The 25,831-nt window shown below is 59.6% G+C and carries 21 protein-coding genes; 14 read left to right on the top strand and 7 right to left on the bottom strand.

Going from position 1 to position 25,831, the window contains the following annotated elements:
* Positions 1-513 precede the first annotated feature (513 nt).
* The 7 genes from KCG44_RS10105 (at position 514) to KCG44_RS10075 (ending at position 12,431) form a co-directional block, all read left to right on the top strand.
* The gene (locus KCG44_RS10105) at positions 514-2,796 is read left to right on the top strand and encodes a TonB-dependent receptor (protein WP_218445963.1); all 2,283 of its coding nucleotides are present in this window, start codon (positions 514-516) and stop codon (positions 2,794-2,796) included.
* Between the two features lie 139 nt (positions 2,797-2,935).
* Positions 2,936-4,660, top strand: a complete 1,725-nt coding sequence (locus KCG44_RS10100; protein WP_218445962.1) for an N-acyl-D-amino-acid deacylase family protein — start codon at positions 2,936-2,938, stop codon at positions 4,658-4,660.
* Between the two features lie 131 nt (positions 4,661-4,791).
* Positions 4,792-7,488, top strand: a complete 2,697-nt coding sequence (locus KCG44_RS10095; protein WP_218445961.1) for a M14 family zinc carboxypeptidase — start codon at positions 4,792-4,794, stop codon at positions 7,486-7,488.
* Between the two features lie 111 nt (positions 7,489-7,599).
* Positions 7,600-8,166, top strand: coding sequence for a GNAT family N-acetyltransferase (locus KCG44_RS10090; RefSeq protein ID WP_218445960.1), 567 nt, complete (start codon positions 7,600-7,602; stop codon positions 8,164-8,166).
* A gap of 103 nt (positions 8,167-8,269) precedes the next feature.
* The gene (locus KCG44_RS10085; protein WP_218445959.1) at positions 8,270-9,685 is read left to right on the top strand and encodes a S41 family peptidase; all 1,416 of its coding nucleotides are present in this window, start codon (positions 8,270-8,272) and stop codon (positions 9,683-9,685) included.
* 71 nt (positions 9,686-9,756) lie between these two features.
* Complete coding sequence (locus KCG44_RS10080; protein WP_218445958.1) at positions 9,757-11,670, top strand: serine hydrolase domain-containing protein; 1,914 nt, start codon at positions 9,757-9,759, stop codon at positions 11,668-11,670.
* Between the two features lie 257 nt (positions 11,671-11,927).
* Complete coding sequence (locus KCG44_RS10075; protein ID WP_218445957.1) at positions 11,928-12,431, top strand: Lrp/AsnC family transcriptional regulator; 504 nt, start codon at positions 11,928-11,930, stop codon at positions 12,429-12,431.
* 57 nt (positions 12,432-12,488) lie between these two features.
* On the opposite strand, the gene KCG44_RS10070 is transcribed toward KCG44_RS10075, so the two are convergent.
* The 3 genes from KCG44_RS10070 to KCG44_RS14580 form a co-directional block, all read right to left on the bottom strand.
* Positions 12,489-13,622: a DUF819 family protein gene (locus tag KCG44_RS10070; RefSeq protein ID WP_218445956.1), complete on the bottom strand. Its 1,134-nt coding sequence runs from the start codon at positions 13,620-13,622 to the stop codon at positions 12,489-12,491.
* A 65-nt stretch (positions 13,623-13,687) separates the two neighbouring features.
* Complete coding sequence (locus tag KCG44_RS10065; protein WP_218445955.1) at positions 13,688-14,662, bottom strand: dipeptide epimerase; 975 nt, start codon at positions 14,660-14,662, stop codon at positions 13,688-13,690.
* Positions 14,663-15,035: 373 nt separating this feature from the next.
* The gene (locus KCG44_RS14580) at positions 15,036-15,293 is read right to left on the bottom strand and encodes an Lrp/AsnC ligand binding domain-containing protein (RefSeq protein ID WP_369411979.1); all 258 of its coding nucleotides are present in this window, start codon (positions 15,291-15,293) and stop codon (positions 15,036-15,038) included.
* Between the two features lie 351 nt (positions 15,294-15,644).
* Here KCG44_RS14580 and KCG44_RS10055 point away from each other — a divergent pair, with 351 nt between their 5' ends.
* The 4 genes from KCG44_RS10055 to KCG44_RS10040 all read left to right on the top strand — a co-directional run bounded on the left by KCG44_RS10055 (position 15,645) and on the right by KCG44_RS10040 (position 19,105).
* The gene (locus KCG44_RS10055; protein WP_218445953.1) at positions 15,645-16,004 is read left to right on the top strand and encodes a VOC family protein; all 360 of its coding nucleotides are present in this window, start codon (positions 15,645-15,647) and stop codon (positions 16,002-16,004) included.
* Positions 16,005-16,009: 5 nt separating this feature from the next.
* On the top strand, positions 16,010-16,732 hold the full coding sequence (locus tag KCG44_RS10050; protein WP_218445952.1) for a GNAT family N-acetyltransferase: 723 nt from the start codon (positions 16,010-16,012) through the stop codon (positions 16,730-16,732).
* A gap of 142 nt (positions 16,733-16,874) precedes the next feature.
* The gene (locus KCG44_RS10045; protein WP_218445951.1) at positions 16,875-18,296 is read left to right on the top strand and encodes a serine hydrolase domain-containing protein; all 1,422 of its coding nucleotides are present in this window, start codon (positions 16,875-16,877) and stop codon (positions 18,294-18,296) included.
* 170 nt (positions 18,297-18,466) lie between these two features.
* The gene (locus tag KCG44_RS10040; protein ID WP_218445950.1) at positions 18,467-19,105 is read left to right on the top strand and encodes a CPBP family intramembrane glutamic endopeptidase; all 639 of its coding nucleotides are present in this window, start codon (positions 18,467-18,469) and stop codon (positions 19,103-19,105) included.
* 102 nt (positions 19,106-19,207) lie between these two features.
* Here the strand turns inward: KCG44_RS10040 and KCG44_RS10035 are convergent, their stop codons facing one another.
* The 4 genes from KCG44_RS10035 to KCG44_RS10020 all read right to left on the bottom strand — a co-directional run bounded on the left by KCG44_RS10035 (position 19,208) and on the right by KCG44_RS10020 (position 22,351).
* A complete protein-coding gene (locus KCG44_RS10035) occupies positions 19,208-20,404 on the bottom strand; it encodes an aminotransferase class I/II-fold pyridoxal phosphate-dependent enzyme (RefSeq protein ID WP_218445949.1) in 1,197 nt (398 codons plus the stop codon).
* 194 nt (positions 20,405-20,598) lie between these two features.
* On the bottom strand, positions 20,599-21,354 hold the full coding sequence (locus KCG44_RS10030) for a hydrolase 1, exosortase A system-associated (protein ID WP_218445948.1): 756 nt from the start codon (positions 21,352-21,354) through the stop codon (positions 20,599-20,601).
* Positions 21,351-22,055, bottom strand: a complete 705-nt coding sequence (locus KCG44_RS10025) for an alpha/beta hydrolase family protein (protein ID WP_218445947.1) — start codon at positions 22,053-22,055, stop codon at positions 21,351-21,353. The genes KCG44_RS10030 and KCG44_RS10025 overlap by 4 nt, the downstream gene beginning before the upstream one ends.
* An 8-nt stretch (positions 22,056-22,063) precedes the next feature.
* Positions 22,064-22,351, bottom strand: a complete 288-nt coding sequence (locus KCG44_RS10020; protein WP_218445946.1) for a phosphopantetheine-binding protein — start codon at positions 22,349-22,351, stop codon at positions 22,064-22,066.
* A 122-nt stretch (positions 22,352-22,473) separates the two neighbouring features.
* Here KCG44_RS10020 and KCG44_RS10015 point away from each other — a divergent pair, with 122 nt between their 5' ends.
* The 3 genes from KCG44_RS10015 to KCG44_RS10005 are packed head-to-tail and all read left to right on the top strand — an operon-like array spanning position 22,474 to position 25,776.
* Positions 22,474-23,067: a hypothetical protein gene (locus KCG44_RS10015; RefSeq protein ID WP_218445945.1), complete on the top strand. Its 594-nt coding sequence runs from the start codon at positions 22,474-22,476 to the stop codon at positions 23,065-23,067.
* A complete protein-coding gene (locus KCG44_RS10010) occupies positions 23,067-24,557 on the top strand; it encodes an acyl-CoA ligase (AMP-forming), exosortase A system-associated (protein WP_218445944.1) in 1,491 nt (496 codons plus the stop codon). Before KCG44_RS10015 ends, KCG44_RS10010 begins: the two co-directional genes overlap by 1 nt.
* Positions 24,550-25,776, top strand: a complete 1,227-nt coding sequence (locus KCG44_RS10005) for a pyridoxal-dependent decarboxylase, exosortase A system-associated (RefSeq protein WP_218445943.1) — start codon at positions 24,550-24,552, stop codon at positions 25,774-25,776. Before KCG44_RS10010 ends, KCG44_RS10005 begins: the two co-directional genes overlap by 8 nt.
* Positions 25,777-25,831 lie beyond the last annotated feature (55 nt).

Here is a 25,831-nt window from a genome sequence, read left to right as displayed (position 1 = left end):
GAAGGATAAGTGTACTTACGGCCAACAAAATGATTTGCTTTTCTGACGGCCCCGCGCGCCGAATTTGTTCCGGCAAGCGGCGGTGTGGCCGAACATGCCGGAGGTGAGGAGCAACGAGGCAAGGCGCCGGATCCTCGGATATGGACGCCAGCCAATGGTCTCGGCAGGCCGCCTTATAAAGTAAGGCGGCGGCGGCGAGCGATGTGCCGAAACAGAACCGCATGGACCGGGTCGCCTCGATCCTCTGTCGCCGTTTCGCCCTTGCCCGGTTCAGCCGATCACAGCGCTGACGCTCGATGCGAAGTTCCAAAGTTCGGACGATGGAACCGGAAACAGAATAAAATTCGGAGCCGGTTCGCATTTTGGAACGAAGTCCTGTTCCCGAGGTCTACGCTCATCCAAATCGGATTGACCTGCATGATGCCGCCGATGCGAGCAACAGGCCGGGCAAGACAAAGAAAAACGGCATGAAGGCGGGTATCGCCTGAACATGCCCGGACTGGGGAGATTGACATGGAAAAGAGACTGGCTTTTGCTATGGCTGCGGGCGGCATATTATCTGCGCTGTCCGCGCCGACCTATGCGCAGGCTGAGGATGCGAGCGGTGCGCAGGCAGGCGCTGCGGACACGGACCAGGGCGGTGTGATCGTCGTGACGGCGTCGCGGCGGAGCGAATCCCTGCAAGATGCGCCGCTGGCAATCTCGGTGATAGATTCCGAGACCTTTGTGGATTCAGGGCTCGTTTCGATCGAGGACATTCTCGACTACACGCCTGGCGCCAATGTGACGTCGGATGGGGCGACGGGGCAGGGACAGATCATTCTTCGGGCGATCAGCCAGGAATCATCGGTTCCGGTCACCGCCGTTTATCTCGATGACGTGCCGCTCACATCCGCCACGCCCTTCGCGGCCGCCGCTGACTATTTTCTTGACGGTATCATGGGCGAGCTTGAGCGCGTGGAGGTCCTGAAAGGCCCCCAGGGCACGCTCTACGGAGCGGGCGCGATGGGCGGCGTCGTTCGCTATGTGACGAGGGACCCGGCCCTGTCGGTCGCGCGCGGCAGTTTTTCCGCTGACCTGTCATCGACAAAGAATGGCGGTCTCACACAGCTTTATCGCGGTGTCGTCAGCATGCCGATCGTCGAAGATCGGATTGGACTTACAGTTGGCGGTTTCTGGAACGATCGCGGCGGATATATCGACCGCCTCGATCCGGAAACGCTCGATATTGTGGAGAAGGATTACAACACGTCCAGAAACTGGGGGGGCAACGCCGCTTCGCTTTTCGAGATGTCCGATCGTGCCAGTCTGAAAGTTACCGGCATGTACCAGAAGAACCGGACGCGCGGGAACAATCGTATCAATCTGACGGCGCCGGCCGGGACGTCGCCGGTGTACACGCCGGTCGAGGGTCGCCTCTCTTTCGCGGCCTATGAGCCCGCCGATGTTGCCATCGTCACCAAGAAGGCGGACGCCACGTTCAAGTTGGATCTGGACTGGGCGGAGTTCACATCGGTCACGGGCTTCAGCCATTATGAAGCGACGACAACCGACGATCAGGGGAACGACCCGAGCACGCTCATTTCCCTCGATGTCGGGCTTGGCCTGCCCATTGGCACCACCACTTCGGTACCGGCGATATTCTATAGCGATTCCGACAGGTTCACCCAGGAATTGCGACTGGTTTCGCAAGGCATGAATACTGTCGACTGGATCCTCGGTGCGTTTTACGTGAAGGAAAACACCTCAAACTCGCAGCTGGTCGTGGCGCAGCCATACGACCTCACTCTGTTCGATGTCGATTTTCCGGCAACCTATGAGGAAATCGCCATCTACGGCGATGTGACCTACAATATCACACCCAATTTCGATGTGACCGGCGGGCTGCGGTTCAGCCATAATGACTTTGAGTCCGATTTCGATTTCTCCGGACTTCTCATCGGCGCCGTGGACCTCAACAGCAAGACGAGCGATGACGTTCTTACCTACCTTTTCAATGCGCGTTTCCGGCCCAGCGATGACCTGTCGCTCTATGTCCGTATCGCCAGCGGCTATCGCCCGGGGAACGTCAATGTTCCCATCACGGATCTGGTAACAGGGCGCACGGCGTCGTCAGTTATCGAGTCCGATAGCCTCTGGAGCTATGAGGTCGGCGCAAAAGGGTGGTTGGCCGATGGCCGGATACGCTACGATCTCGCGCTCTGGTATGTGGACTGGAGCAACTTTCAGGCAGCCGTCGAGATCAACGGCATCGGCACAAGCGGAAACGCCGGTGTGGGCATGCAGTCATATGGGTTTGAGGCGAGTGCGGATTTCGAGATATCCGACAATTTCAGCCTTGTCGGCACCCTCGCCCATGCAAAGGGCGAGCTTGGCGGTGATAGTCTGGAACTTGGCGGCCTGAAGGGTGAGCAGACACGCTTTATCCCGGAATGGACCGGTTCGCTAAGGGCCAAATATGATTATGAGATCGGTTCGCTCGATGGCAACGCCACTCTTGGCGCACGATATGTCGGTGAATATACGACTGTCTATCGTGGCGGATTCAGCCAGGCATTGATGCAGAATGTCGGCTTTGGCGAGATCGAGTTCCCCATCGATGATTATGTGCTCGTGGATCTCAGTGCCAGCATCACATCAGGGCGCGTGACGTTCACCGCTTACGCCACGAACCTGCTGAACGAATATGCCTATTCCAATGCCGGGGCGGACGATACCGGACTGGGTGTCTACCTTGCCGGTGCCGGGGTGGTAGAGCCGCGCCGCATTGGTGGCTCCATCAAGTTCGCCTTCTGATCCGGCGGGGCGGGCCACGTGGCGAATAGCCCGTGGTTCGCCGCCTCCGCCGAGTTTGAACTGTTTAACGCCGCGTTCGCGAGTGCTCCATGATCCGGGCACGCGCGTACCGGACGAAGACTATCGGTAGGGAAAGTCGATGATCCATTTCCGCAGGGTTTCACGCGCTTTTATAAGCGCATGGGCGCTTTGTGTCTCGGCTTCCGCCTTTGCCGACGAACCTGTCCAGACAGCGGAAGAGCCAACACCTTATGACGTGATCATTCGCAATGGGCGCGTGCTGGATGGCTCGGGCAGCCCCTGGGTCTTGGCCGACATCGCGATCAAGGATGGCCGTATCGCCCGCATCGGCCGAATTCCCGGACGCGCCGATCATGAAATCAATGCCGAGGGCAAATATGTGTCACCCGGCTGGATCGACGCGATGGACCAGTCGGGAGAAGAGATTCTGGCGAACGGTCTGGCGCAGAACAAGCTTGCCATGGGCGTCACCACGCTGATTGCGGGCGAGGCGGGCATTCCGGCGACCGCCGACAAGATCGGCGACTATTTCGGGACGCTTCGGGAGCGGGGGATCAGCGTCAATTTCGCCACATATTACAGCGCCACCCAGGCCCGCGTCGAGGTGATCGGCGATACGTCGCGGGCACCGACCCCTGACGAGATGTGCATGATCCGTGGCAAGGTCGAAACCGCAATGGAGGCCGGTGCCCTTGGCCTGACAACGGCGCTGATCTATCCGCCGGGTGTATTTCAGACCACCGATGAACTGGTGGAGATTGTCAGTGCGGCAGCCCCCTATGACGGCATTTACGCCACGCACATGCGCGATGAGGGCGCGAACCTGCTGGCCGGGATCGAGGAGGCGATCGAGATTGGCGAGCGCGCCGGTGTGAAGGTCGAAATATTCCATCTGAAGGCCGGTTACCGCCCGGGCTGGGGCACGCTGATGACGGACGCGGGGAAATTGATCGACGCCGCGCGGGACCGCGGTGTGGACATCGCCGCGGACATGTATCCCTATACCGCCGGGGGCACTGGGCTCGACGTCGCGATTCCTCCCGAGATCTTCGCCGGAGGGCCTGCCGCGGCGTTTGAGAAATTGCGGGATCGCGCGTTTCGCGCGAAGCTGATCGAGCGCATTCGGAACGACGAATTTGGCGAATGGTCGAAAGCCAATGTGGTCGTTGCGTCCGGCGGATGGGACGGCGTGGTGCTCGCGGACGCGCATTCCGCCACCTATGAGGCATATGCTGGCCGGACGATTGCGGATGTCGCGGAGGCGCTTGGCGAAGATCCATACGAGCTGGCCATCAAGATCGTTCTGAGCGCTTATCCCAAAAGAGCTTTCGGCTTCTTCTTCATGATGAGCGAAGAGGATGTGCGAACGGCGCTGCGATTTCCCTGGACCAGCATCGGCAGCGATGCCGGTATTTCGGTCGACGCCCATGGGATGCCTTCGGGCGACCTCAGCCATCCCCGGGCCAATGGCACATTTCCGCGCATCATATCGGAATATGTCCGGGACAATCCGGTCTTAAGTCTTGCGGAGGCGATACGAAAGATGACGGCATGGCCCGCGTCGAGGCACGGGTTTAACGATCGCGGTATTCTGCGGGAAGGATTGCCCGCAGATATAACGGTCTTCGATCTTGCGACGATCAAGGACAAGGCGACCTGGACGGATGGCGCGGCGATGCCGGTCGGCGTTGAACATGTGTTTGTAAACGGTGTCCACACCCTCAGGAATGGACAGCATACAGGTGCGAGAGGCGGGATGGTCCTTCGCGGCGGCGGAGCGGCGAGCATTTCGCGCGGACAGGCCGCTAAGCAGCAAAGCCCGGGCGTCCGAAGATGCGAATGACACAGACTCTCGCACATATAGGGTGCGCAATTGTAACCGCCGGTCTCCTGATGTGTGTTCCGGCTGCGAATGCACAGTCGCCGAATGCGGACACGCCCAGCTTGAGGATCGATAGCGAGGGAGCTCGTGACATGACGATTACGTCGCCGCATGATTTTCTGGGTTTCGACATTGGCGAGCGGCCGGTGTCGCATGAGCAGATCAGGCTGTATGCGAAGGAGCTCGCAGATCAGTCGGAGTTCGTGGAACATCGCGAATATGGAACCACCAGTTCCGGCCAGAAGCTGTTCACCCTGATCATCGGGACGCCCCGAAATCTTGAACGACATGTCGATGTGAAGCTCGATCCTGAGAAAATCAGGAGCGGCAACAAGCGCTATATCGAGCAGACCCCGCTGGTCGCGTGGATTGGCGGCGGCATTCATGGAAACGAACTGTCCGGCGTCGACTCAGCCATATTGACCGCTTACCGACTGGCGGCCGGCCAGGATGAAATCACACAGAATATCCGTGCGAACGTGCTCACTTATATCGACCCGCTGTTCAATCCCGAAGGGCGGCAGCGGGCGCTTGCCCATACCAATGCGCTACGTCGGCAGCAGTCTGCGCAGGATCATCAGGACATGGTGCATAATGAGTTCTGGATGCATGGCCGGGGCAATCACTATCTGTTCGACCTCAATCGCGACGCCATTTTCCAGACCCAGCAGCAATCGCGTTTCCGGGTTGCGGCCATAAGAGCGGCTGAACCGCAACTTTTTGTCGATGCCCATGAAATGGGATGGGACGACACGTTTTTGTTCGCCATTCCCGCGCGGCCGCTGAATCCGCATTTGCCAGATGGCGTGCATGAATCGTGGCTGGAGCTTGGTGAGGATCAGGCGGCGGCTTTCGACGAGATGGGGCGAAGCTATTATACCAGGGCCTGGAACGAGGTTTTCTATCCCGGCTATTACGATATCTGGCCCGCCTATTTCGGTGCGGTTCCCATGCTTTATGAGCAATCCGCAACCTCGGGCCTGTCGGTTCGCCAGTCGAACGGAAATCTGGTTGATTTCAGGACGGCTGTCGAAAACCAGTATCGCAGCACGATCGCCAATTTGGCGACCGTCGCGCGTGACAAGGACCGCTATTTGAAGCGCTGGATGGAAGCGCGGGCCGAGGCCGCCGGACGCAATGCCAAGGACAATCCGCGGACTTATGTCATCCTGCCGGGTAACGGATATAAGTATCGCGAGACATTGCGTATCCTATTGTCTCAAGGCGTCGAAGTTGAGGTGCTGCAGGAGCCGGTCACCGCCCGCAACCTTTCAGGCTACAAGAATGATCTGAAAGTCACGGCAAAGCTGCCTGCTGGGACGCTCAAGGTCAGCGCGGATCAGCCTTTGGGCAATCTGGTGCGGAACATATTGGATGCCCATACTCCCTTTTCACCGGAGTTTCTGCGGGAAGAGAGGCGCAGCCTGGATCTGGGGGAGGCGACCCAGCTTTACGATGTGACGGCATGGTCCCTGCCACTGGCGTTCAACATCGAAGCCTATTGGTCGCGATCGCCGCTGGATGGAAGATGGGTGGACGCGCGGCAGACGGCCCTGGCGGCTCCAAAGCCACCTGTTGGCGCCGCGAACTACGCCTATATTTACCGGGACGACAGCCTGCAGGCGACAGCCCGGCTGTTGCAGTCCGGCGTCAAGGTTCGGGTGGCGAAGGCTGCCTTCACTCATGATGGCGAAGACTTCAGACCCGGAACGTTTCTGGTTCGCCATGAAGAGCAGGTAGGCGACATACGCCCCCTCATTGACGCGGAACAGGCGAAGGGTGCGATCGAACTATTTGCCGCGCACGGCGCGCGTATCCTGTCCGGGCCCGATCTTGGCGGGGATTCCTTCCCGCTGCTTCGGCAGCCGAAGGTCGCGATACTGGGCGGACAGGGCGTTTCGCAGACGAGTTTTGGCGCCGTCTGGCATCTGTTCGACGAAAAGGTCGAAGTGCCGGCGACGCTGCTCAACATGATGCATCTCGGCTTTTTCGACCTGAGTTCCTACAACGCGATGATATTGCCTGAGGTGGATGGCGACCTGTCCGAACTGCTGCCGGGCGCGGCCATGAAGGCGCTGGCCAATTGGGTCGATCAGGGCGGGACGCTGCTTACCCTGGGCAATGCCAGTTTCTACGCCTCCGAAGCGGGTATCATCTCGTCTGTGCCGCGCAGCAGGACACTGGATGACACGACGCTGATGATGGTCGGGCGAAGCATTGCGGAGATAGAGGCAGACGATTTCCTTGGGGCGTCGAGTTCCGATGGCAAGACGCCGCAGCAAACGCGCGCCGTGCTGGGCGCGAGCGCAAAGGAACTGGACGCCCGCAATGAGCCGTTCGATTTTGCCGACACCGCGCAGAGTTTCGCCGATCAACGCTCGGCGACACCAGCCGTCACCATGACGCCGGCGCAGACAATCGCGAAGATCAGGACCTACCTACCGCATGGGGCCTACCTTCAGGCCCATTTGAAGCCGGAACATTGGATGGCGTATGGGGTGACTGAGCGGTTACCGGTCCTTTTCCGGGAATCGGACGCTCTGTCTCCCGGACCGAATGCGGCCCTGATCGGACGTTTCGCATCGATGCCCAACCTCATGTTATCCGGATTGGTCTGGCCCGAGGCGACCGGGTATATCTCCGGCAGCGCCTATCTGCTGCTGGAGCGGAAGGGGAGGGGCAAGGTGATTTCATTTGCCAGCGACCCGCTGTTTCGGGGGTATTCTCTGGGTACGGAGCGGCTATTCATGAACGCCGTATATCTTGGGACGGGGCGGCATGCCGAATGAGACACCGCGACGCCGTCCTGGCCCCATTGGCGCGTCAGAATGGCTTGGCGGCTGCGCGTCATGGCTGCGGTTTTCGACTGCCGAAATATGTCCCGGTCTGCGGAGATCAAAATGACATCGTCTGACGAAAAGACCCTGAAGCTGCTGGTTTCGCTTTCCGACGGGGCCGTCCGCCTGGTTCCCTTTGACGACAGCCACATCGAGGGACTGCGCGCGGCCTGCGCGGAAGATGAGTATATCTGGGATATTTATCCGATATCGATGCTTGGGGAACATTTCGACCGTTCGGTCGCCATGTTGTCGACCATGACAGATTATCTGCGGTTCGCCGTTCTTCACGAAGACCGGGTCGTGGGCATGACCCACTTTCTGAAGCCTGACCCCGAGAAAGGCATCGTCGAGATCGGCGGTACCTACATTTCCCCTTTGGTTCGCGGCACATCGTTCAACCGGATCATGAAGACACTGATGATCGACCATGCCTTTGCAAGCGGGTTTCACACGATCGCGTTCAGGATCGACACGCGCAACGGACGGTCGATGCGCGCGGTTGAAAAACTGGGAGCGCGTCAGATTTCCATTCTGCGAAAGGACATGACGACCTGGACCGGGTATGTTCGTGACGCTGCCTTATTCGAGCTAAAGTCCGCGGATTGGCGGAAGGGCGGCCAGTCATGATGATTGTCTTATCGCGATGCCGGGGCGCCATTGTTCCGCCCGCCATCACCGGGCGGCTTTTCCGATCCCCAGAACGTTCACGCCAAGGAGGTTTGACAAGGCTATGAAGCGCAATCACCGCCTATTGAAATCGCTCGCTTTTTTACTGGCGACGGCAGGAGTTTTGTCTAGTCAGGCCACGCGGGCCGCCACTCACCATATGGACGGCGTCTGGCGCTCGCAGGGATATGGTTATGTGCTGGAGGTCAAGGAGGGCAAGCCCCAGCTGTACCACTATACCAGTCGAAGCTGCGCCAAGGCTTCGGAAGATGTGAATGCGGCGCTGGAGAACGATCTGACGCGTATCGACCGTACGGAGGCGGACAGGCTCAGTTTCCATGTGAGCGACGGCATCACGCGTTACGACTTTGAACGCCTTCCCAATCTGCCGGACAATTGTCCGACCGCGCCCAGCCTTGACCCTGAACAGAATTTTGAAGCCTTCTGGCAGGCGTATAATGAGCATTATGCGTTTTTTGATCTGCACAATGTCGATTGGCAGTCTGTTTACGAAAAGTACCGGCCTTCGGTCACGAAGAGCACGAGCGAAGACGATCTTTATGCCATTTTCGTGGAGATGCTCACCCTGCTGGATGACGGCCATGTTATGCTGGAGGCGGGTGACCGGATGTTCAGGTCCGGAAAGCGCGGAACGCTGCATGCGCTGGCGGCGAAGGAACTGCCCGACAGCGATACTTTCAGCATTTATGAATCCGAGCCGCTGGCCAGAATAACGCGGACGATCGATTCCCACTATCTGAAGGGAAGCCGGCAAGGTTCGGCGACGGCCAAACCGGTAAGCTGGGGGCGAATAGGCGGCGACATCGGCTATATCGGCATTGACGGGATGTATGGATTCGCGGCGGAAGGCGCGCCGTCGGCTGACCGGCAGCGCGTCGTCGATGCGGTCATGCAGGAGGCGCTGAAAGACCTTCATGATGTGAAAGGCATCATCGTCGACGCGCGCTGGAACCCGGGCGGCTATGATCAGGTCGCCCTTGCGATCGCGGAATATCTGACGAGCGCCAATGTGCTGGCGTTCACGAAGAAAGCCCGTCTGGAGTCCGGTTTCACGCCAAAGCAGCGCATCTACGTGTCAAGCAGGGGTGATCGCGCTTTTTCTGGCCCGGTGGTTTACCTTCAGGGTAGCGATACTTTCAGCGCGGCGGAAATCTTCACGCTGGCGATGCAAGCTTTGCCGAATGTCACCACCATTGGCGAACGCACTGGCGGCGGCCTTTCGGACGTTCTGGAATTCAAGCTGCCCAATGGCTGGGGCGTGACGATGTCGAACGAAGTGTACATCGCGTCCGACGGCAAATCCTATGAGGGCGTGGGCATCCCGCCAGACATGGCGCTGGCGCCCGCCGATAACGACACACTTGAAAGCTTTTTGCGGCGCGGTGTCGATCAGGCGGTCGCGGTTCTTGAAGAGAAGATCGAAAAATCCAAAGGCAAAACGCCGGACTTGCCGAAGTAAGCGAGGCCATATGGCCATGGCTGCCTTGTGCTGAACGCCGTATTTTCGGGGGGGGGGGGGAAGATTAAGTGATGCTATCCACGATCACAGCCGTGCGGGCGATGACGATGCTTTTCCTCGCGCTTTGTGCTGCCGCATCGGGCGGGGGCGTGAGCCATGCGCAGGAGCGGAACGACATATTCGCTCCGGCGACGATGGCCGCGCTTGCCGATGGCGTTGCGATCCCGCTGATGGAAGAGCATTCGGTGCCGTCCGGCGCCGTCATGATCGTCAGAAACGACGAGGTGATCCTGTCAAAGGGTTACGGGAAACAGAATATCGAGCGAGATATCCCCGTCGACCCGGAAACGACGCTATTTCGGCCAGGCTCCATATCGAAGCTGTTCACCTGGGTGTCGGTCATGCAGCTTGTCGAGACAGGCCGGCTCGACCTCGACAGGGATGTGAACGCGTACCTCAAGAATTTTCAGATCAAGGATACCTATCCCGGCCAGCCTGTCACCATGCGGCATATCATGACGCACAGTGCGGGCTTTGAAACGGGCGGTATGGGCTACCTTATCATCAATGACCGCAGCCGCGCCCTTCCCATGGATCAGGCAATGGTCCGCTATGAACCGAAACGGGTGAATCCGCCCGGCGTTCAGGTGGCCTATTCGAATTACGCGACCGCCCTTGCAGGCCATATCGTCGCGACGATTTCCGGCATGTCATTCGAGGAATATGTTCAGAAAAACATTTTCGATGTTCTGGGAATGAAGAATTCCACATTCGTCGAACCTGTGCCGACCAGCATGGCTGGCAACCTTGCCATTGGCTATCGGCATGAGGGGCTCGCTTTCGAGCCCCAGCCGTTCGAAGTGATATCCAGTTTCGCCCCGGCAGGATCCGCATCCGCGACCCTGGCCGACATGATCCTGTTTGCCCGTGCGATCAAGGCGGGCGGCGCTCTTGACGGCAAGAGAATTCTGCGAAGCGATACGGTGAAGCAGATGCTGTCACGCCATTTCTCGCAGGATGATCGCCTGAACGGGATGACGCTCGGATTTCTGGAAACCGCGCAAAACGGTGTGCGGCTCGTCGGCCATGGCGGGAATACCAACCTGTTCCATTCCCAATTGGCGATCGACCTGGCGAATGACATCATCATATTCGCGACCTTCACCGGCCCCGATGGCGCGATTGTCACAGAGGCGCTGGTGTCGACGATCTACGACGTCGCCTTCCCCCGCGAGATCGGGAAGCCTGCGGCACCGGCTGATTTTCACATGCGATCCGAACGCTATGCCGGGACCTATGTTTCATGGCGATCCAACTTCTCAAACATTGAAAAACTGACGCAGCTGCTCGGCGGAATCTCGGTTGAGGCGACCGACCGCAACACCCTGCTGGTCGCAGGCGACACCGAATTCGTAGAGATCGGCAAGAATCTCTTCCGCGAAACGCATGGAGACCAGCGCATTGCTTTTCAGGAAGATGGGAACGGCGATATCAGCGGCCTCTACGTCGAATCTCTACCATATACGTCCTATTTCAAGGCGTCGCTTCTGGCCGACGGGACGAACCATATTCCGTTGCTGGTTCTTTGCACCGCCGTGTTCATATTCGTTCTTTTGCGGCAGTTGTTTCAGCGGTCGGCATTCAAGTCTCTGATCGGCGCGAGAAAACGGGCCGAGCGCGCCGCGTTGCTGGCGGCGTCGCTCCATCTGGTCGCGATCCTAGGCATGGTTTTGGTGATGGTGCTTTTGGCCGATAGCCTGTCTTACGCTATTCCGCTCGCCTTCAAGATATGGCTGTTATTCCCGATCCTGGCATCGCTGGCGACAATCTACCTTCTGGTGGCGAATGTGAGATTGTGGCTTTCACAGGAAAAGGGGGCAGGATTACTTCAGCGATTGCGCAACAGTTTCGTCGCGATATGCGCGCTTTATATGGTGTTCTTTTATGCCTACTGGAACATACTGGGGTTCCAGTATTACGCGTGAACCCCGCCTCTTATGTTCGGCATGATGATTGCCCCGGCGAAAGGCGCGCAGCGGGAGCGATGGTTGTCTGGCGCCTTATCGGGGCCAGCACACAGGGCGTGAACAGGCACCGGGGATGGAGGGGGGCATCGGGCTGCTCACTGGGCGTCGCACGTCATTAAGTTGACACGCTTCGAACTCCGCGCATACGTTTCCGATCGTTTGAAAGTATGGAAAATGATTGACCCGCCTCACATTTATCGCACGAAACCGGCACTATGTATAAGCTAGACCGCATCGACATTGCCATTTTGGAGGCGATGCAGGACAATGGGCGCATCACCCGCAGCACACTGTCCGAGATGGTGGGACTGTCACAAAGTCCTTGCCATGAACGCGTCAAGCGCCTCGAAAAGGCTAAATTAATCAGCCGCTATCGCGCTGAGGTTGACATCCTCCAGATCGCGCATGTCTGCATTTTCTATGTGACGGTCAAACTGGGCGCCCACCGGGCAACGGACTTTCAGGTGTTTGAGCGTGCGATAAGACGGCACGGCGAGATCATTGAATGTCATGCCCTTGGTGGCGGGATCGACTATATCATGAAGGTCGTCGCGAACGACATCAATCAATATCAGGCGTTCATGGATGAACTGCTGGATAGCAATATCGGCATATCGGAATATTTCACCTATATCGTTACCAAGCCGATCAAGAATGACACCGGCTATCCGATATCCGATCTGGTTAATGGATCGAGATCGGGTGAAGACGCCCGCTAGGTATCGCAAACGGACTGACCCGCCTGGTGGCAATGCCTTGCCATTGGTCTTTTCGGGCTAGCCAAGCATGTGAAACAGGCCCACGCCGATGAAGGTGCCAACGACATATCCCAACACGCCGGTGGCGATGCCTGGCAGAATATGCTCGCGCCAGCCAAACGACACTGCGATTGCCGCCGCGACCGGTGGGCCGGAAATACAGGCCAAAGAGGCAATGATCAACTCGCGGTAATTCAGCTTCAACAGGTAGCCACCGACGAACAGGAAAAGGAAGTGCGTGCCGATTATCGAGCCGACCAGCAGGAAAGTTGCGGGCGGTGTCGAGAGCATTTCCGAAATATCGGATCCCGCCCCGACGACGGCGAAGAACATGTAGAGCAAGATCATCGCGAGGATATCTTCACCCTTGAACGACCTTAACCTGTTGCGGCCAATCGTGGCTGCCCCGACGGCGATCACGGTAATGAACAGCACCGCGAAGCTGTCCAGGCCGAGATAGTCGGCGAATTTGATGCCGATGACGCAGGCGACCGCCGCCAGCGCAAGCATGGTGAGAAGATCGCTGAGGGTGGGGGGCGAATGGCTTTCGCCATTGTCGGTACCGGCATTATCGGCCGTCTCGGCGCCCCAGTGAAATCTCCGTTTCAGGACGGCCCAGCCTCCCAGCCAGATCGTCAGAATGATGTAGAGGGTTCCGATCACATTATCGACGGCCAATGCGGCGGAAAGCTCGGACGATTGTTTGAAATCGACGGCTTCGGCGGTGGCAGCGAAATTGAGCGAGCCACCGGTATATGTGGCCGCGAAGACCGCGATCAGCTTGTTTTCATTCGCGCCCAGATCGAGAGCGTATCCGCCCAGAACGGCGCCTACGCTCGCGCCAAGGGCGCCCAGAATGAACGCGATCAGTACCCTTCCGCCCTTTTGATAGATGCCGATCAGGTCGGCCTTCAACAGGAACAGCGCGATCGCAAGCGGCACAAAAATCTGCCAGATCAAGTCGTAAAGCGGGGCCTGACGCGGCAGGATCGCGGCATGCGTCGCCGCAATCGATATCGCGATCACCAGGCCCGGGCCGGAGATCTTCGCCCCCCAGCGTGTCTTCTCAAGATGGCTGGAGATCGCAATGATCAGGCATAGGACCGCAAAGAGCGTGAAGCCATCATTGGGCGATATTTGCAGAAATTCCACCGGCTATTCTGACGGAGCTGAAGGCTGGAGAGCGCGACGCGCGAAGGTTGTGCCCCTCATCCCCTTCAGCCCCAGAGCTGGGCGCGAGGGGGTGAGACCATCCCATTGTCGTAGACCATGCCGGGTTGACGGTCATATTTCGCCAGCAGCGGACCATCTATATCGACAAATTCGCAGAACTGAGCGACGATATAGGCGGGTGCCATCGCCAGCGACGTACCGCCCATGCTTCCGACCATGAGGTCGATGCCGCGCGCCTTTGCCTCACGCGCGATGCGTAGCCCTTCGGTCAAGCCTCCGGCCTTATCAAGTTTGATGTTGAGCATCTGATATCGCTCGGCGGCATAGTCGAGGTCACCGAATGTCAGAAACGATTCATCGGCGCAAATCCGGATGGGATAGGCATGGCCATTGAGGTCCTGATCCCCCCCGCGCGGCAGCGGCTGTTCGATCATCGCGATTTTCATCTTCTCAAGCTGGGGCAGGTAGCGTTCGAGGGACCCGATGTTCCAGCCCTGGTTCGCATCGACAACAATTTCGGCGTCGGGGCGGGCGTCCCTGATCGCTTGCAGGCGCTCAACCGGCTGATCATCGTTCAGCTTCACCTTGAGGATCCGCTGATTGCTCTTGCGGCGGGCATCGTCCGCCATGGCCGCAATGGTGTCGATGCCAATCGTGTAGACCGTTTCGACAGGAGCAAGCTCAATCCGGGCCAGTTCCCAGGCACGCTTGCCGGCCTTTTTGGCCGCCAAGTCCCACAACGCGCAGTCGAGCGCATTTCGCAGGCCGCCCGCCGGAAGCGACTGATGAACCGCTTCGCGTGTCATGTCTCCGCTGAAATCATCCAGAAAGCTCTCCGCCTGAAGCGCGAGGGTCCTGGATGTTTCTCCGAGATAATAAACGCCGAAAGATTCGCCGCGTCCTACGAAACCGCCGCTTTCGACCTCTGCGACAAACGCGTGATGTTCGTTAAATTTATGGCCGGTGATCACGAGCGGCTTTTTGACGGGCCACTCTTCGGTGTGAAAGGAGATGTTCATGTGATCGGGTCCTGGCTACTTGGGTCCGGTGACGCTGAATGGGCACGGAGATGATGAAAGGGCCTTCTTCGTCTTGCGGCGGAAGGCAGCCATATCGGTCTTCATTGCGATCCTGGTTCAGGCGGTAGGCGGGGTGTCAGCCATTCAGACTAGGGGGAGGGAACAGACAAAGATTCCAAATTCGCCACGCAAATGGCGAGAAGATTCTTCTGATCCTCTTCTGGATGTCAGCTTGTTTGGTTGAAGAGGGACGTAATTGTTCTGAGGCATGGCGACCATTGTCCCCGACATGGTGAATCGCGGTCCGCGGCCTCCCCGAAGTCATTCAGCTACAAGCGGAGACAGCGAAAATCCGCCGAGCCCATGCCATAGCCTACGGCCATATTGGTATGGAGAGGCCGACCTTGGCGCGTTTCATAACGACGCTGGTGTGAAATTTTCTGACGTTCGAGTTCTCGAAGAACAGCCGATGAGTGAGTGCTTCGAAAGCCTTCATATCGGGCGTGATGCAGATGAGGACGAAGTCGGCCTCTCCGGTGACATAATAGCATTGCTGGACGTGCGGGTCTTTCACCACCCGTCGTTGAAAAGTCTCCAACTGGTCGAGGCTTTCGCGATGAAGTTCCACCATCACGATGAAAGTGACATCCTGCCCCATCGCCTCCGCATTGAGCTGGGCAATTTCGCGTTCGATCAGGCCGCTCTCCTTCAGCCGGCGGATTCGGCGCTGCACCGATGCGATCGAGAGCCCGGTTGCCCCAACGAACGCTTTGAGCGGCGTCTAGGCATCCTTCTGAAGGTGATCGAGGATGATGCGATCTGATTCGTCGATATCGATTTTCATGACGGAGTTACTCCAGAGTTTCGTGAAAAAATGCAAAATCGAATTGCCAAAAGATACTCTGGTGATGTGTTTGTCTCGTCGATCGGCGCTATATTCCTGGGGAGTTTCAATCTCATCAAAGCTGTAAGGAGTATCCCCTTGATCGACCATCTCGAAGTCCAGACCCGCCAGTTCGGCGATGTCTTTTCCTTCTATCAATGCGTGCTTCCGCATGTCGGCTACAGGCTGGAGGTTGATGGACCCGCCAAGGGATTCGCCAATGGAGACCGGCTCGATTTCTTTATCGTCGAAGGCGCGCCCTCGACCGATGTGCATTTCGCCTTTCGCGCGCCCGATCGCAATGTGGTCGACACCATTTTCGAGACGGCTGGTAGCGAAGGCTGGACTCAGGAGCGCCCTCCCGCACTCGCGCCCCATATCCACCCCAATTATTACGCGGCCTATCTGCGCGATCCCGATGGCCGCCTGATCGAATTCGTAACTCACGTCGAAAGCTGACTCCGGTGAGTGCGACGCGGATCAACGCATTGGGTCAACCCATCGGGCCGTCGCTGGGCGACTGGTCCGGAGCCAAGCATCCCGACCGCCGCATATTGGAGGGGCGGTTCTGCCGGGTCGAGCCCATCGACATTGAGAAACACGCCGAAAGCATGTTCGCCGCGCTGGCGGAGGACGAAACCGGCGAGAGCTGGACCTATATGCGCTACGGTCCCTTCGCCGATCCTGCAGAATTCCGGCATTGGATGGAAAACTATTGCCTTTCGCCCGACCCGTTTTTCTATGCTTTTGTCGAGAAGCGGACGGGGCGGGCACTGGGCATGGCGACCTATAGCTGTATCAGTCCGGATCATGGTTCGATCGAGGTCGGACATGTCAGTTTCGCGCCCGCGATGCAGCGGCGCGCAATGGCGACGGAGGCGATGTATCTGATGGCCCGCAATGTCTTTAAGGAACTGGATTACCGGCGCTATGAATGGCGGCTCGACGATCTGAACGCCGCTTCGCATGCAGCCGCGCGGCGGCTGGGCTTCACCTATGAAGGTGTGTTCAGAAATGCGTCCAACTACAAGGGGCGCAGCCGGGACACCGCCTGGTACGCGATGACCGATATGGATTGGGGCGCACTGCAAGGCGGCTTCGAAGCGTGGCTTGAGCATCTTGATCCCGAAAGCGGGCGGCAGACCTCCTCATTGGCCTATTTTCATGATCGCGCCGGGCGCGCTTGACGGCACCTGTGTTATATATCTAATACAGATATACCCTCGGATTGGATCGGAAATTAATTTGAAACAAGTATTTGCGTTTTTCGTTCTTGGAATGAGTGTGGCGGCCTGCACAACTTCGGGACCGGTCGAGGAGGAAAGGTCGGTGGTTAGCAAAGCTCCCGTCCAGTCCAGCCGCCTTGACCAGCTTTGGCCGACCGTTTCGGCGGAGATGGAGCGAAGCAAGCTTAACGGGATCAGCGTCGCCGTCTTCGACGATTACAGGATTGTCGACCTCCATACACAAGGCGTGAAATCGATAGATACGGGCGCTGCGATCGATGAGCGGACTGCCTTTTCGACGGCGTCGATATCGAAGGTGACCACGGCCCTTTTATGCCTGATGCTGGCGCGCGACGGGGTGATCGATCTCGATGTGCCGATCAGCGGCTATCTGAAAAGCTGGAAGCTGCCGAAAAGCGACAAGCCCGGTGCTGCCGAGGTGACATGGCGGCAATTGCTGACACATACGGCAGGAACATCGCAGCACGGATTCGCCGACTTTTACGAAGGCGACGCGGTCCCTTCGCTGATCGACAGCCTGGAAGGAAGGCTTCCGCGCTATGACAAGCCGATAGAATTCCTCTTCGCGCCCGGCACGAACTGGAAATATAGCGGCGGCGGCTATGTCATCTTGCAGCTTGCGCTGGAAGATCATCTGGGCAAGTCGCTGGAAGACCTCGTACGGGAGCGGATATTCGCGCCATTGGGTATGATCGATACCACCATGGTCCAGCCGGGATCGGAGGGCTTTCTTGGCAATGCGGCGCTTGTTCATGACAAGGACGGTGCGGTGATCCGCACCGGCCTGCCGATCACGCCGCAGATCAGCGCATCCGGCATGTGGTCGACCCCTACGGATATGGCGAAATTCATGATTGCCTTCCAGCGCGCGCTCGACGGGCGAGAAGACGGGGTGATCACCCCGTCGCTCGCGCGCGAGATGACCGATATCATCTCCCTGCGCTATGTCGGCGGGATGGGAACTCCTTTTTTCCGGGGCATGGGGTTCGGCAACACCGACTGGTTCCGCCACGATGGATCGAACACCGGTGTAAATGTAGAGATGCTGGCGTCGATGAAGGGCGGCTACGGCGTGGTCATCATGGGCAATGGCGACGATCCGAATACCAACCCGGTCTTCGCAACGCTCAGACGGGGAATTATCGACAAAATGGGATGGCGGCATCGTCAGCCTCTCGACAAGCAGCCCCTTGAGCCGGCTCTGCGCGATACGCTCGTCGGATCCTACAAGGGTCTTCTCTACAATATGGGCTTCGATTACCGGATCGAGCAGGTTGATGGCGAGCTGTGGATTGCGTCGGAATTCTTCCAGCACTTCCTCGGTATCGATCGCAGCCGCATGCACCATCTCGGCAATGATGTTTTCGCGGTCGAGGATTTTCCCAACCGTCTGCGCTTCGAACGCAGCGCTGACGGCACGGTGGCGAACGTCCATATTTTCCGGGCGGGAGACGATAGTGCCCCGGTTGTCCGCTCAATTGGCGAATTGAGACCCGGCGAGTGATCCCTGCCGGTGGTGGCAATATCCGGACATATGGCATCAGCACCTTTGAATGAGGTGCTGATGCTTGGCTTTTCGGTGCGATAAGGCGCAGTTCGCCGGCAGGATGGAGCCTGTTGCGGCGCATGAGGACATGTGCTCGGATGTTCGCTGACAAGTGAGGCTCAACGACGATGACCCGATTTTCGAAGCGGCAGCGGAACCTGCTCCTGTCCGCGGCATTCCTGTCGGTTTTTGCGATGTTCGCCGTGCCGTTCCTGACCGGCACGCTGACCCCGCTGGTCGGTTTTGTGTCCGTGTTCGTCATTTACTGGGTGTGCTTTTGCATCCCCGTCGCCATTTTCTTCGGTAAGGGGGAAACGCCGGTTCGACTGGATCTCAGGGCGGCATCATTGTGGATACCCGCGATCGCCGCCATGCTCCCGGTCGGCGTTTTTTTTGGCGCCGATACGATGAGCTGGGTCGGTACCGACCCGGCAATGGCGGCGCTGGCCGTCGGGGTTGCCCTGTTCAACGGGCCGCTTGAGGAACTGGCATGGCGCAGGACATTCCGGGCCAATTCAGGCGGACGCATCTCGTTCGAACTGATCGGACTGTTTCTGTTCACGCTATGGCATGTGCCCCTGTATTTCGCGGAAGGGATCTCATTCGATCAGGGCGCGCTTGGACTGGTCGGGGGAAGTATGATGCTCGGCGCGGTATGGATGGTGATCACGCGGCGGAGCAACTCGGTCGGGTGGCCAATGGTCAGCCATGCCCTGGTGAACATGGCCGCCTTCATTCCCCTGTTCGCGGGAAATTTTAGCGCTTAGGCAGCCGGCACGCCTTCACAATTTGCTGGCGATGCCGATTGCCCATAGCTGAAGGATCCAGACCCATGCTGTGCGGCTGGCCTGTCAGCCAGCCGCACGGTCTCACGCGTTCTGTAGAGCCTGCTCGAGATCTGCAATCAGGTCCTGCGCATTTTCGATCCCGCACGAATAGCGGATCAGCGTCGTGGGTATCCCCAGTTCCGCTCGCTGTTCTGCGGTACATTCAACATGGCTGGTCGTGGCCGGTGTGCCGACCAACGTGTTGACAGCGCCAAGACTGGCGGCGCGCTGCGCCAGTTTCATGCTTTCCAGCACGCCCTTGATCGCGGCTTCGCCGCCAAGCAATGAGAAGCTGAGCACGCCGCCAAAGCCGGTCATCTGCCGCTTGGCGATGTCATGCCCGCGATGCGTATCGAGGCTCGGGTGGAATACCTTGTCCACCTTGGGATGGGCAGCAAGCATCCTTGCCACCTGCCCGGCATTCTCATTCTGTCTGGCTACACGCAGTTCCAGTGTCTTCAGTCCGCGCAAGAGCATGTAGGCGGCAAAGGAACCCAGCGTCGCCCCGGTGATCTCCCGATATGCGAACACCTTGCCTACCAGTTCTTCATCGCCGACCAAAACGCCGCCCAGCGCGTCATCGTGCCCGCCGAGGAACTTCGTGGCGCTGTGAAGGACAAGGTCCGAACCGAGTTTCAGTGGCCGCTGGTTGATTGGCGTGGCAAATGTGTTGTCGACCACGGTAATGGCGCCGACAGCATGCGCCGCGTCAATGGCTTCCCTGAGATCGACAAGCTTCAGCGTGGGATTGGTCGGCGTTTCCAGATAGACGAGCTTGCATCCTTGCAAAATCTCATGCTTCAGCTGTTCCTGATCCTCGGTATCGACCAGAGTGACGTCAACACCAAGTCGCGGCAGCTGCTCCATCAGAATGCGGCTGGTGCCGCCATAAGCGTCCCGAACCGATACCACCCTGTCCCCCCGCTCGAGCAGGGCGAACAAGGTGTTCGATATGGCCGCCATCCCGCTGGCGAAACTGGTCGCGCGCGCGCCGCCCTCGAGCAGTCTGACTTTCTCCTCGAACGCCTCGAGCGTGGGATTGGTATTGCGGCTGTATATATGCCCCTCACGCAGACCCAGCGCGACATCCGACCAATGATCAATATCCTCGTAAGCGAAGGGCGCGCTGAGAACGATCGGTACTTGTGATGCGCCGTAGGGGTGCGGCCCAAACTCGCCGCCCCATGTGGCCACCGTACCCGCGCCATTGGCCATTTCCTGCTCCACCCTGCGTGTCATCGATTTCTCTTTCCAATTGCCAGAAGCGCCAAGGCGCCCATTCCGCAATGTTCTATGGGAGGGTGGAAAGAAAATATCCTGTTTGAGACTGTATCGCGTCAAACATCTTGAGCAATCAGGATGAAATAAAGGAGTTTTTCCTTTTCCGTATCGGTTCGGGGGCGAGCAAGCCTATTCCGCCGCCAGCGTCGCCGTCAGGACAGGATGTGCGAGATGCGGGCCTTGAGTGCGGTCAGGGACTCGGCAGCGCTGAACGCGTGATCGGCATCGATATCGTGGGTCGAGGCAAGCGCGGCCCGCTTTGTCAGCGGGCGGACCGCGTCGGCGGTTCTGTCACGGGAGGACAGTATCGCGTGTATCGGCATGTCGAGCGACGCGAGCGCCTGTTCGACGCGCATCTCAAGTCCGGCCGGAGCCCCATGCGCGCGCGCCCGTATGAACGAGGCGAGTGCTTTCACCGGATTTACGCGGCCCCGCAGCAGACGTTTCCAGTTTTCCGGCTGCAGAAGGCGGCGTTTGTAATGTGCGGTGACTTCGCCTTGCGAAGGCGGGGCGCTGTCCTCGATAATCCACGGATTCAGCAGGATAAGGCCGTCGAGACTGGCGGGGCTGAGGATCATCGCGGTCGCGCCGTCGCACAGACCGACACCGATGACACGCTCCACATGCGGCTGGCGCATACGCAGTTCGGCGGCCGCGGCGGCGATATCGGGGCCGCTATCTTCAAAGCCCGCATCCGTGCCGCTGGAATCGCCAATGCCGCGCCGGTCAAATCGGAATACGGGTGTACCGGACGCCGACAGATCGCTGGCCAGATGCAGAAAGAGCCGCTGCGGCCCCGCGCGTATCTGACCGCCGCCAGTAACGATCAGAACGCCAGTCGTACCATCCGCCGGATGCAGATTGCCGGCAAGCGTTTCACTTTCGCACGAGAATGTGACGGGTATCATGCCGCGCTGGATTTCGAAGCGAGCATCGTCCTGACCCGGTCCGAGATCTCACGAGCGGCCTCCGCCGTGCATTCAGGATCGGCCTGACGCCAGACGGGGGGACCGGAAACATCCGGGTTCCTGCCGGATAGTATCAGGCTGTGTGCGGGCGCGGGGGCACTGCCGGTGCGGAGGGCAAACGCCGTCTCCGCCGTGACCTGATATCCAGCGAGGTGGCAATCGCCGCCGGACTGCCAGATGGCATCGGCGTCGGCGCGGCCGAATGTTCTTCCCGTCGCCTCCTTATGCGCAACGCCGTGCGTTCTGATGAGGTCGGTGAGCAGGCGATTGCCCTCGTGGACGGGCGATACGGCAAGATGCGCGATGGTTTCAGGGGCGAGCAGGGCGCCGCCCCGGACGGAAAGCAGCAGGGCGGCGTCCTGGCCGGCAATGAAAGCAGCAAGGGCGGTTCTGGCGCGCGCCAGCGAGAAGGCGGCCAGATCCGCCTGGTCCCCCGTTCGCGGCAGGTCGGGAAGGGCGCTGCCAATGCCGATCTCGGCAAGCGCCCGGCCGATATCCGCAAACAGCCGGCGGCAGCGATTATGCTCCTCAAAGAGCGGCTGCGCGAAGATGACAAGCGGCGCATCCGCCGGGCCACGCCGGACCACGGGCAGCGTATCGACACCTGCCCGCTCGAGAGCGTAGCGTAATTGTGCCGCCATCGCGCCCGTCAGGCGGCGACCTTCGCCCGAATGAAATCGGTGAGCGAGCCGAACGTCTCGAACAGTTCGCCGTCGACCTCATCATCGTCGATCAGAATGTCGAGACGGTCCTCCAGTTCCGTCAGCAAACCGGCGACCGCCATGGAGTCGAGCTCGGGCAGTGCGCCGAACAGCGGTGTGTCGGCGGTCATTCCCTCCGCCGTTTCGGCATCGAGAGCGAGCACATCGCGCAATACATCGCGGACCTCGGCATCGATATCCCGGCTGGGTACTGGCGGCGGAGCTGCTGCGGTCATCTTGGTCCTGGATGCTACTTTGACAGGGGCGCGCTTATACTGGCAGGGCACCGCGACGCAATAACAGGGAAGGAAAAGCGGACATTTCAGGCAGGGAAACCACACTTTCCGGCGCGGCGCGAATGTCCTATCTGGCGGCGCGCGCGACCGGGTTCTTGCCAGGCCTGGCGTGGCACCGCTACCGCCTGATCGCCGTTCCGCGCGGGGGCCTGCCCGCGATGCCGCGCGGGTATGGGGTTCGTGTCGCGGCACCTGAAGACCTGGCCGGACGAATCGATTCCGGACCGGAAACGATCAGCTATCGAATCGCAGCGGGAATGGTGCCACTGATCGCCGAACGCCAAGGGAAGGTGCTGGGTGTGAACTGGGTGACAGACGGCGCATTTGACGAGGATGAAGTGCGCGTGCGCTGGCAGCCGGGCGCGGGCTGCGCATGGGATACCGGATTATGGGTTGCGCCGGAGCAGCGGCTGTCCCGCGCATTCGCGGCGTTATGGGCGGGAACAGGGGCATGGCTGGCTGAGCGGGGACTCGACTGGTCGATGAGCAGGGTCGCCGACTATAATCTGGCATCGCTGGCGCCGCACATGCGGCTGGGCGCGGTGGACCTGGGGGCCGTCGGCATTGCAAAGGCAGGCCCGGTGCAGCTGGCGACAAGGGGGCGGCCGCGAATGACGATGGGACGAACCGTGATCGAACTGGAGAGACCCGCCTGATGCGCGTGGACGAATTACATCTGGGCAAGCCAGGCGAAGCCGAGGCGCTGGTCACGAAGGCGCGGACGCTGACCTATGGCGCGCTAGAGGCGGAGATTGCCGCCGTTTCCACGGCGCTGGCTTCACGTGGATTGCGGCCGGGCGACCGGGCCTGCGTCTGGGCACCGAAGACCTGCGAGACTGTCATTGCGCTGATGGCGATCATGCGCGCGGGCGCGATCGCGGTGCCCATAAATCCCGCGCTGAAGGCCGCGCAGGCGGAGCATATCATCGCCGATAGCGGGGCGACATTCCTGCTGGGCAATCGCGCGCGGCTATCGAGCGTCGAGGTTGCGGCTGGGGTGCCGCCATTGACGCTGGCATTCGAAGATCACTGGCCGGCGCTGGTTGAGGTAGATGCGGATGTCGGCGAGGCCCGCACACCCGATGATCTGGCAATGATCCTTTATACATCGGGCAGTACCGGCCGGCCAAAGGGCGTGATGCTGACGCATCGTAACCTGTGTCTGGGGGCGGAGAGCGTGGCGGCGTATCTGGGGACCGATGCCAGCGACCGTATTCTTGGCGTGCTGCCGATCAGCTTCGATTACGGGCTGAATCAGGTTCTGACTGCGTTTCGGCAGGGCGGTACCATCATACTGCTGGATTACCTGCTGCCGAAGGATGTGGTAAAATGGGTTCAGGCGCACCGGATCACGCAGCTGCCCGGCATTCCGCCGCTGTGGATGCAGCTGGATGAGCAGGACTGGACCGGCGCGGGCGATACGCTGCGCACGCTGACGAACACGGGCGGACACATGCCAGAGCGGCTGACACGGGCTTTCACGGCGCGATTTCCGCGGGCGCGCATCTTCCTGATGTACGGCCTGACCGAGGCGTTTCGGTCGGCTTATCTCGCGCCGGAGCTGGCGCTTCGGAAACCGAACTCGATCGGGACGGCAATTCCCAATGCTGAACTGTTCATATTGCGCGAGGACGGCACCGAATGTGCACCCGATGAGCCCGGCGAACTGGTGCATTGCGGACCGCTCGTATCGCGGGGTTACTGGCAGGATACGGAACGAACGGCATTGCGGTTCAGGCCCGCCCCCGCCTTTTCACGCTATGGCGGCCTGGCTGTCTGGTCGGGTGACCGCATGCGGCGGGGCGAAGACGGCCTGCTCTATTTCGAGGCGCGCGCCGACGACATGATCAAAACCAGCGGCAATCGTGTCAGTCCAGGTGAGCTGGAAGAGGCGGCGCAGGCAACGGGAATGATCAGCGAGGCGGCCGCCTTTGGAGTGGCGGACGAGCGGCTGGGGCAGGGCATTCTGCTGTTTCTGGTGGCAGGCGCGGGCGCGCAGGAGGCTGTGTTCCGCAAGGCTCTTGCCGCGGCGCTGCCCGGTTTCATGCAACCGCAACACATTGTGTGGAAAGAGGCGCTGCCACGGTCGCCGAACGGCAAGATTGACCGCACAGCGCTGAGAGAGGAAGCGGCGAAATATGCATGATCCCCGCATATCCGGGCTGTTTGCCGCGGCAGATGATGGCGAACTGCTGATCGGCGGTGAGCGGGCATCGGATCTTGTCGAGCGTGCCGGGGATACGCCGCTATTCGTCTATGACCGCAGCGTTATCGACCGGCAGATCGCCGCGCTGCGCCAAGCGATGCCGCGCGGCGTGGAACTGCACTTCGCCGTGAAGGCGAACCCTTACCAGCCTGTTATCGACCATATTGCCGGACAGGTCGACGGCTTGGATATCGCGTCTGCGGGCGAGCTTGAATTTGCGCTGGCCAGCGGCTGCGACCCTGGGGAGATCAGCTTTGCCGGACCGGGAAAGCGGGACCGGGAACTGGACGCGGCCATCCGCGCGGGCGTCACGCTGAATTGCGAATCGGCGGGCGAACTTCGGCGGACTCTGACGATTGCCGAGATGCTTGGCGAGACGCCGCGCATTGCGCTGCGCGTAAATCCGACATTCGACCTGAAAGGGTCTGGCATGCGCATGGGCGGCGGCGCGAAGCCGTTCGGTGTGGACACCGATCAGGTACCTGCGCTTCTGCGGCGGATTGGCGAGGCCGGCGCCGATTTTCGCGGATTTCATATATTCGCGGGATCGCAGAACCTGAAACCGGACGCGATCATCGAAGCGCAGGCGCAGACCGTGGCGCTGGTCGCAGAGCTTGCGGCGCACGCTCCTGCGCCGCCGCCCACCGCGAATATCGGCGGCGGCTTCGGGCTTCCGTATTTTCCGGGGGACGTTCCGCTGGACCTGGAACCCATTGGCGCGGCGCTCGCCGAAACGCTGGCAAACCGCCCCGCCATCCTCAAGGACACGCGCTTCATTCTGGAACTGGGGCGCTATATCGTCGGCACCAGCGGCGTCTATCTCACGCGTATCGTTGACCGAAAGGAATCGGACGGGCAGACCTTTCTGGTGACCGACGGCGGACTGCACCACCAATTGGCGGCCTCCGGCAATTTCGGGACCGTCATTCGGCGCAATTATCCGCTGGTTCACGCAGGCCGCGCGAATCACCCGCCTGAGGAAACCGTCAACGTCGTCGGCTGCCTGTGCACACCGCTCGACAAGCTGGGCGATAAAAACGATCTGCCGAAAGCCGATGTGGGAGATTTGATTGCGGTTTTCATGGCCGGTGCCTATGGACGCAGTGCCAGCCCGGAGCGTTTCCTGGGCCATCCGTCGCCAATAGAACTTCTGGTCTAGCGTATGGATAGCGGTGCATATTGTGAAAATGTTTTAAAATGGGACGTTTGGCCCT

This window comes from Pacificimonas pallii, assembly GCF_019204005.1.
In the GTDB taxonomy this organism is placed as follows: Bacteria; Pseudomonadota; Alphaproteobacteria; order Sphingomonadales; family Sphingomonadaceae; genus Pacificimonas; species Pacificimonas pallii.
The sequence above is the reverse complement of the archived record's forward strand: the minus strand, read 5'-3'. Positions and strand labels throughout refer to the sequence as shown.

What these genes read in the sequence shown, in the direction of transcription:
- KCG44_RS10100 (WP_218445962.1), top strand. Translation starts at nt 2,936, where the DNA reads ATGATCCATTTCCGCAGGGTTTCACGCGCTTTTATAAGCGCATGGGCG.
- KCG44_RS10040 (WP_218445950.1), top strand. Translation starts at nt 18,467, where the DNA reads ATGACCCGATTTTCGAAGCGGCAGCGGAACCTGCTCCTGTCCGCGGCA.
- KCG44_RS10080 (WP_218445958.1), top strand. Translation starts at nt 9,757, where the DNA reads ATGCTATCCACGATCACAGCCGTGCGGGCGATGACGATGCTTTTCCTC.
- KCG44_RS10020 (WP_218445946.1), bottom strand. Translation starts at nt 22,351, where the DNA reads ATGACCGCAGCAGCTCCGCCGCCAGTACCCAGCCGGGATATCGATGCC.
- KCG44_RS10030 (WP_218445948.1), bottom strand. Translation starts at nt 21,354, where the DNA reads ATGATACCCGTCACATTCTCGTGCGAAAGTGAAACGCTTGCCGGCAAT.
- KCG44_RS10025 (WP_218445947.1), bottom strand. Translation starts at nt 22,055, where the DNA reads ATGGCGGCACAATTACGCTACGCTCTCGAGCGGGCAGGTGTCGATACG.
- KCG44_RS10090 (WP_218445960.1), top strand. Translation starts at nt 7,600, where the DNA reads ATGACATCGTCTGACGAAAAGACCCTGAAGCTGCTGGTTTCGCTTTCC.
- KCG44_RS10095 (WP_218445961.1), top strand. Translation starts at nt 4,792, where the DNA reads ATGACGATTACGTCGCCGCATGATTTTCTGGGTTTCGACATTGGCGAG.
- KCG44_RS10035 (WP_218445949.1), bottom strand. Translation starts at nt 20,404, where the DNA reads ATGACACGCAGGGTGGAGCAGGAAATGGCCAATGGCGCGGGTACGGTG.
- KCG44_RS10015 (WP_218445945.1), top strand. Translation starts at nt 22,474, where the DNA reads ATGTCCTATCTGGCGGCGCGCGCGACCGGGTTCTTGCCAGGCCTGGCG.
- KCG44_RS10010 (WP_218445944.1), top strand. Translation starts at nt 23,067, where the DNA reads ATGCGCGTGGACGAATTACATCTGGGCAAGCCAGGCGAAGCCGAGGCG.
- KCG44_RS10085 (WP_218445959.1), top strand. Translation starts at nt 8,270, where the DNA reads ATGAAGCGCAATCACCGCCTATTGAAATCGCTCGCTTTTTTACTGGCG.
- KCG44_RS10105 (WP_218445963.1), top strand. Translation starts at nt 514, where the DNA reads ATGGAAAAGAGACTGGCTTTTGCTATGGCTGCGGGCGGCATATTATCT.
- KCG44_RS10005 (WP_218445943.1), top strand. Translation starts at nt 24,550, where the DNA reads ATGCATGATCCCCGCATATCCGGGCTGTTTGCCGCGGCAGATGATGGC.
- KCG44_RS10075 (WP_218445957.1), top strand. Translation starts at nt 11,928, where the DNA reads ATGTATAAGCTAGACCGCATCGACATTGCCATTTTGGAGGCGATGCAG.
- KCG44_RS14580 (WP_369411979.1), bottom strand. Translation starts at nt 15,293, where the DNA reads ATGGTGGAACTTCATCGCGAAAGCCTCGACCAGTTGGAGACTTTTCAA.
- KCG44_RS10065 (WP_218445955.1), bottom strand. Translation starts at nt 14,662, where the DNA reads ATGAACATCTCCTTTCACACCGAAGAGTGGCCCGTCAAAAAGCCGCTC.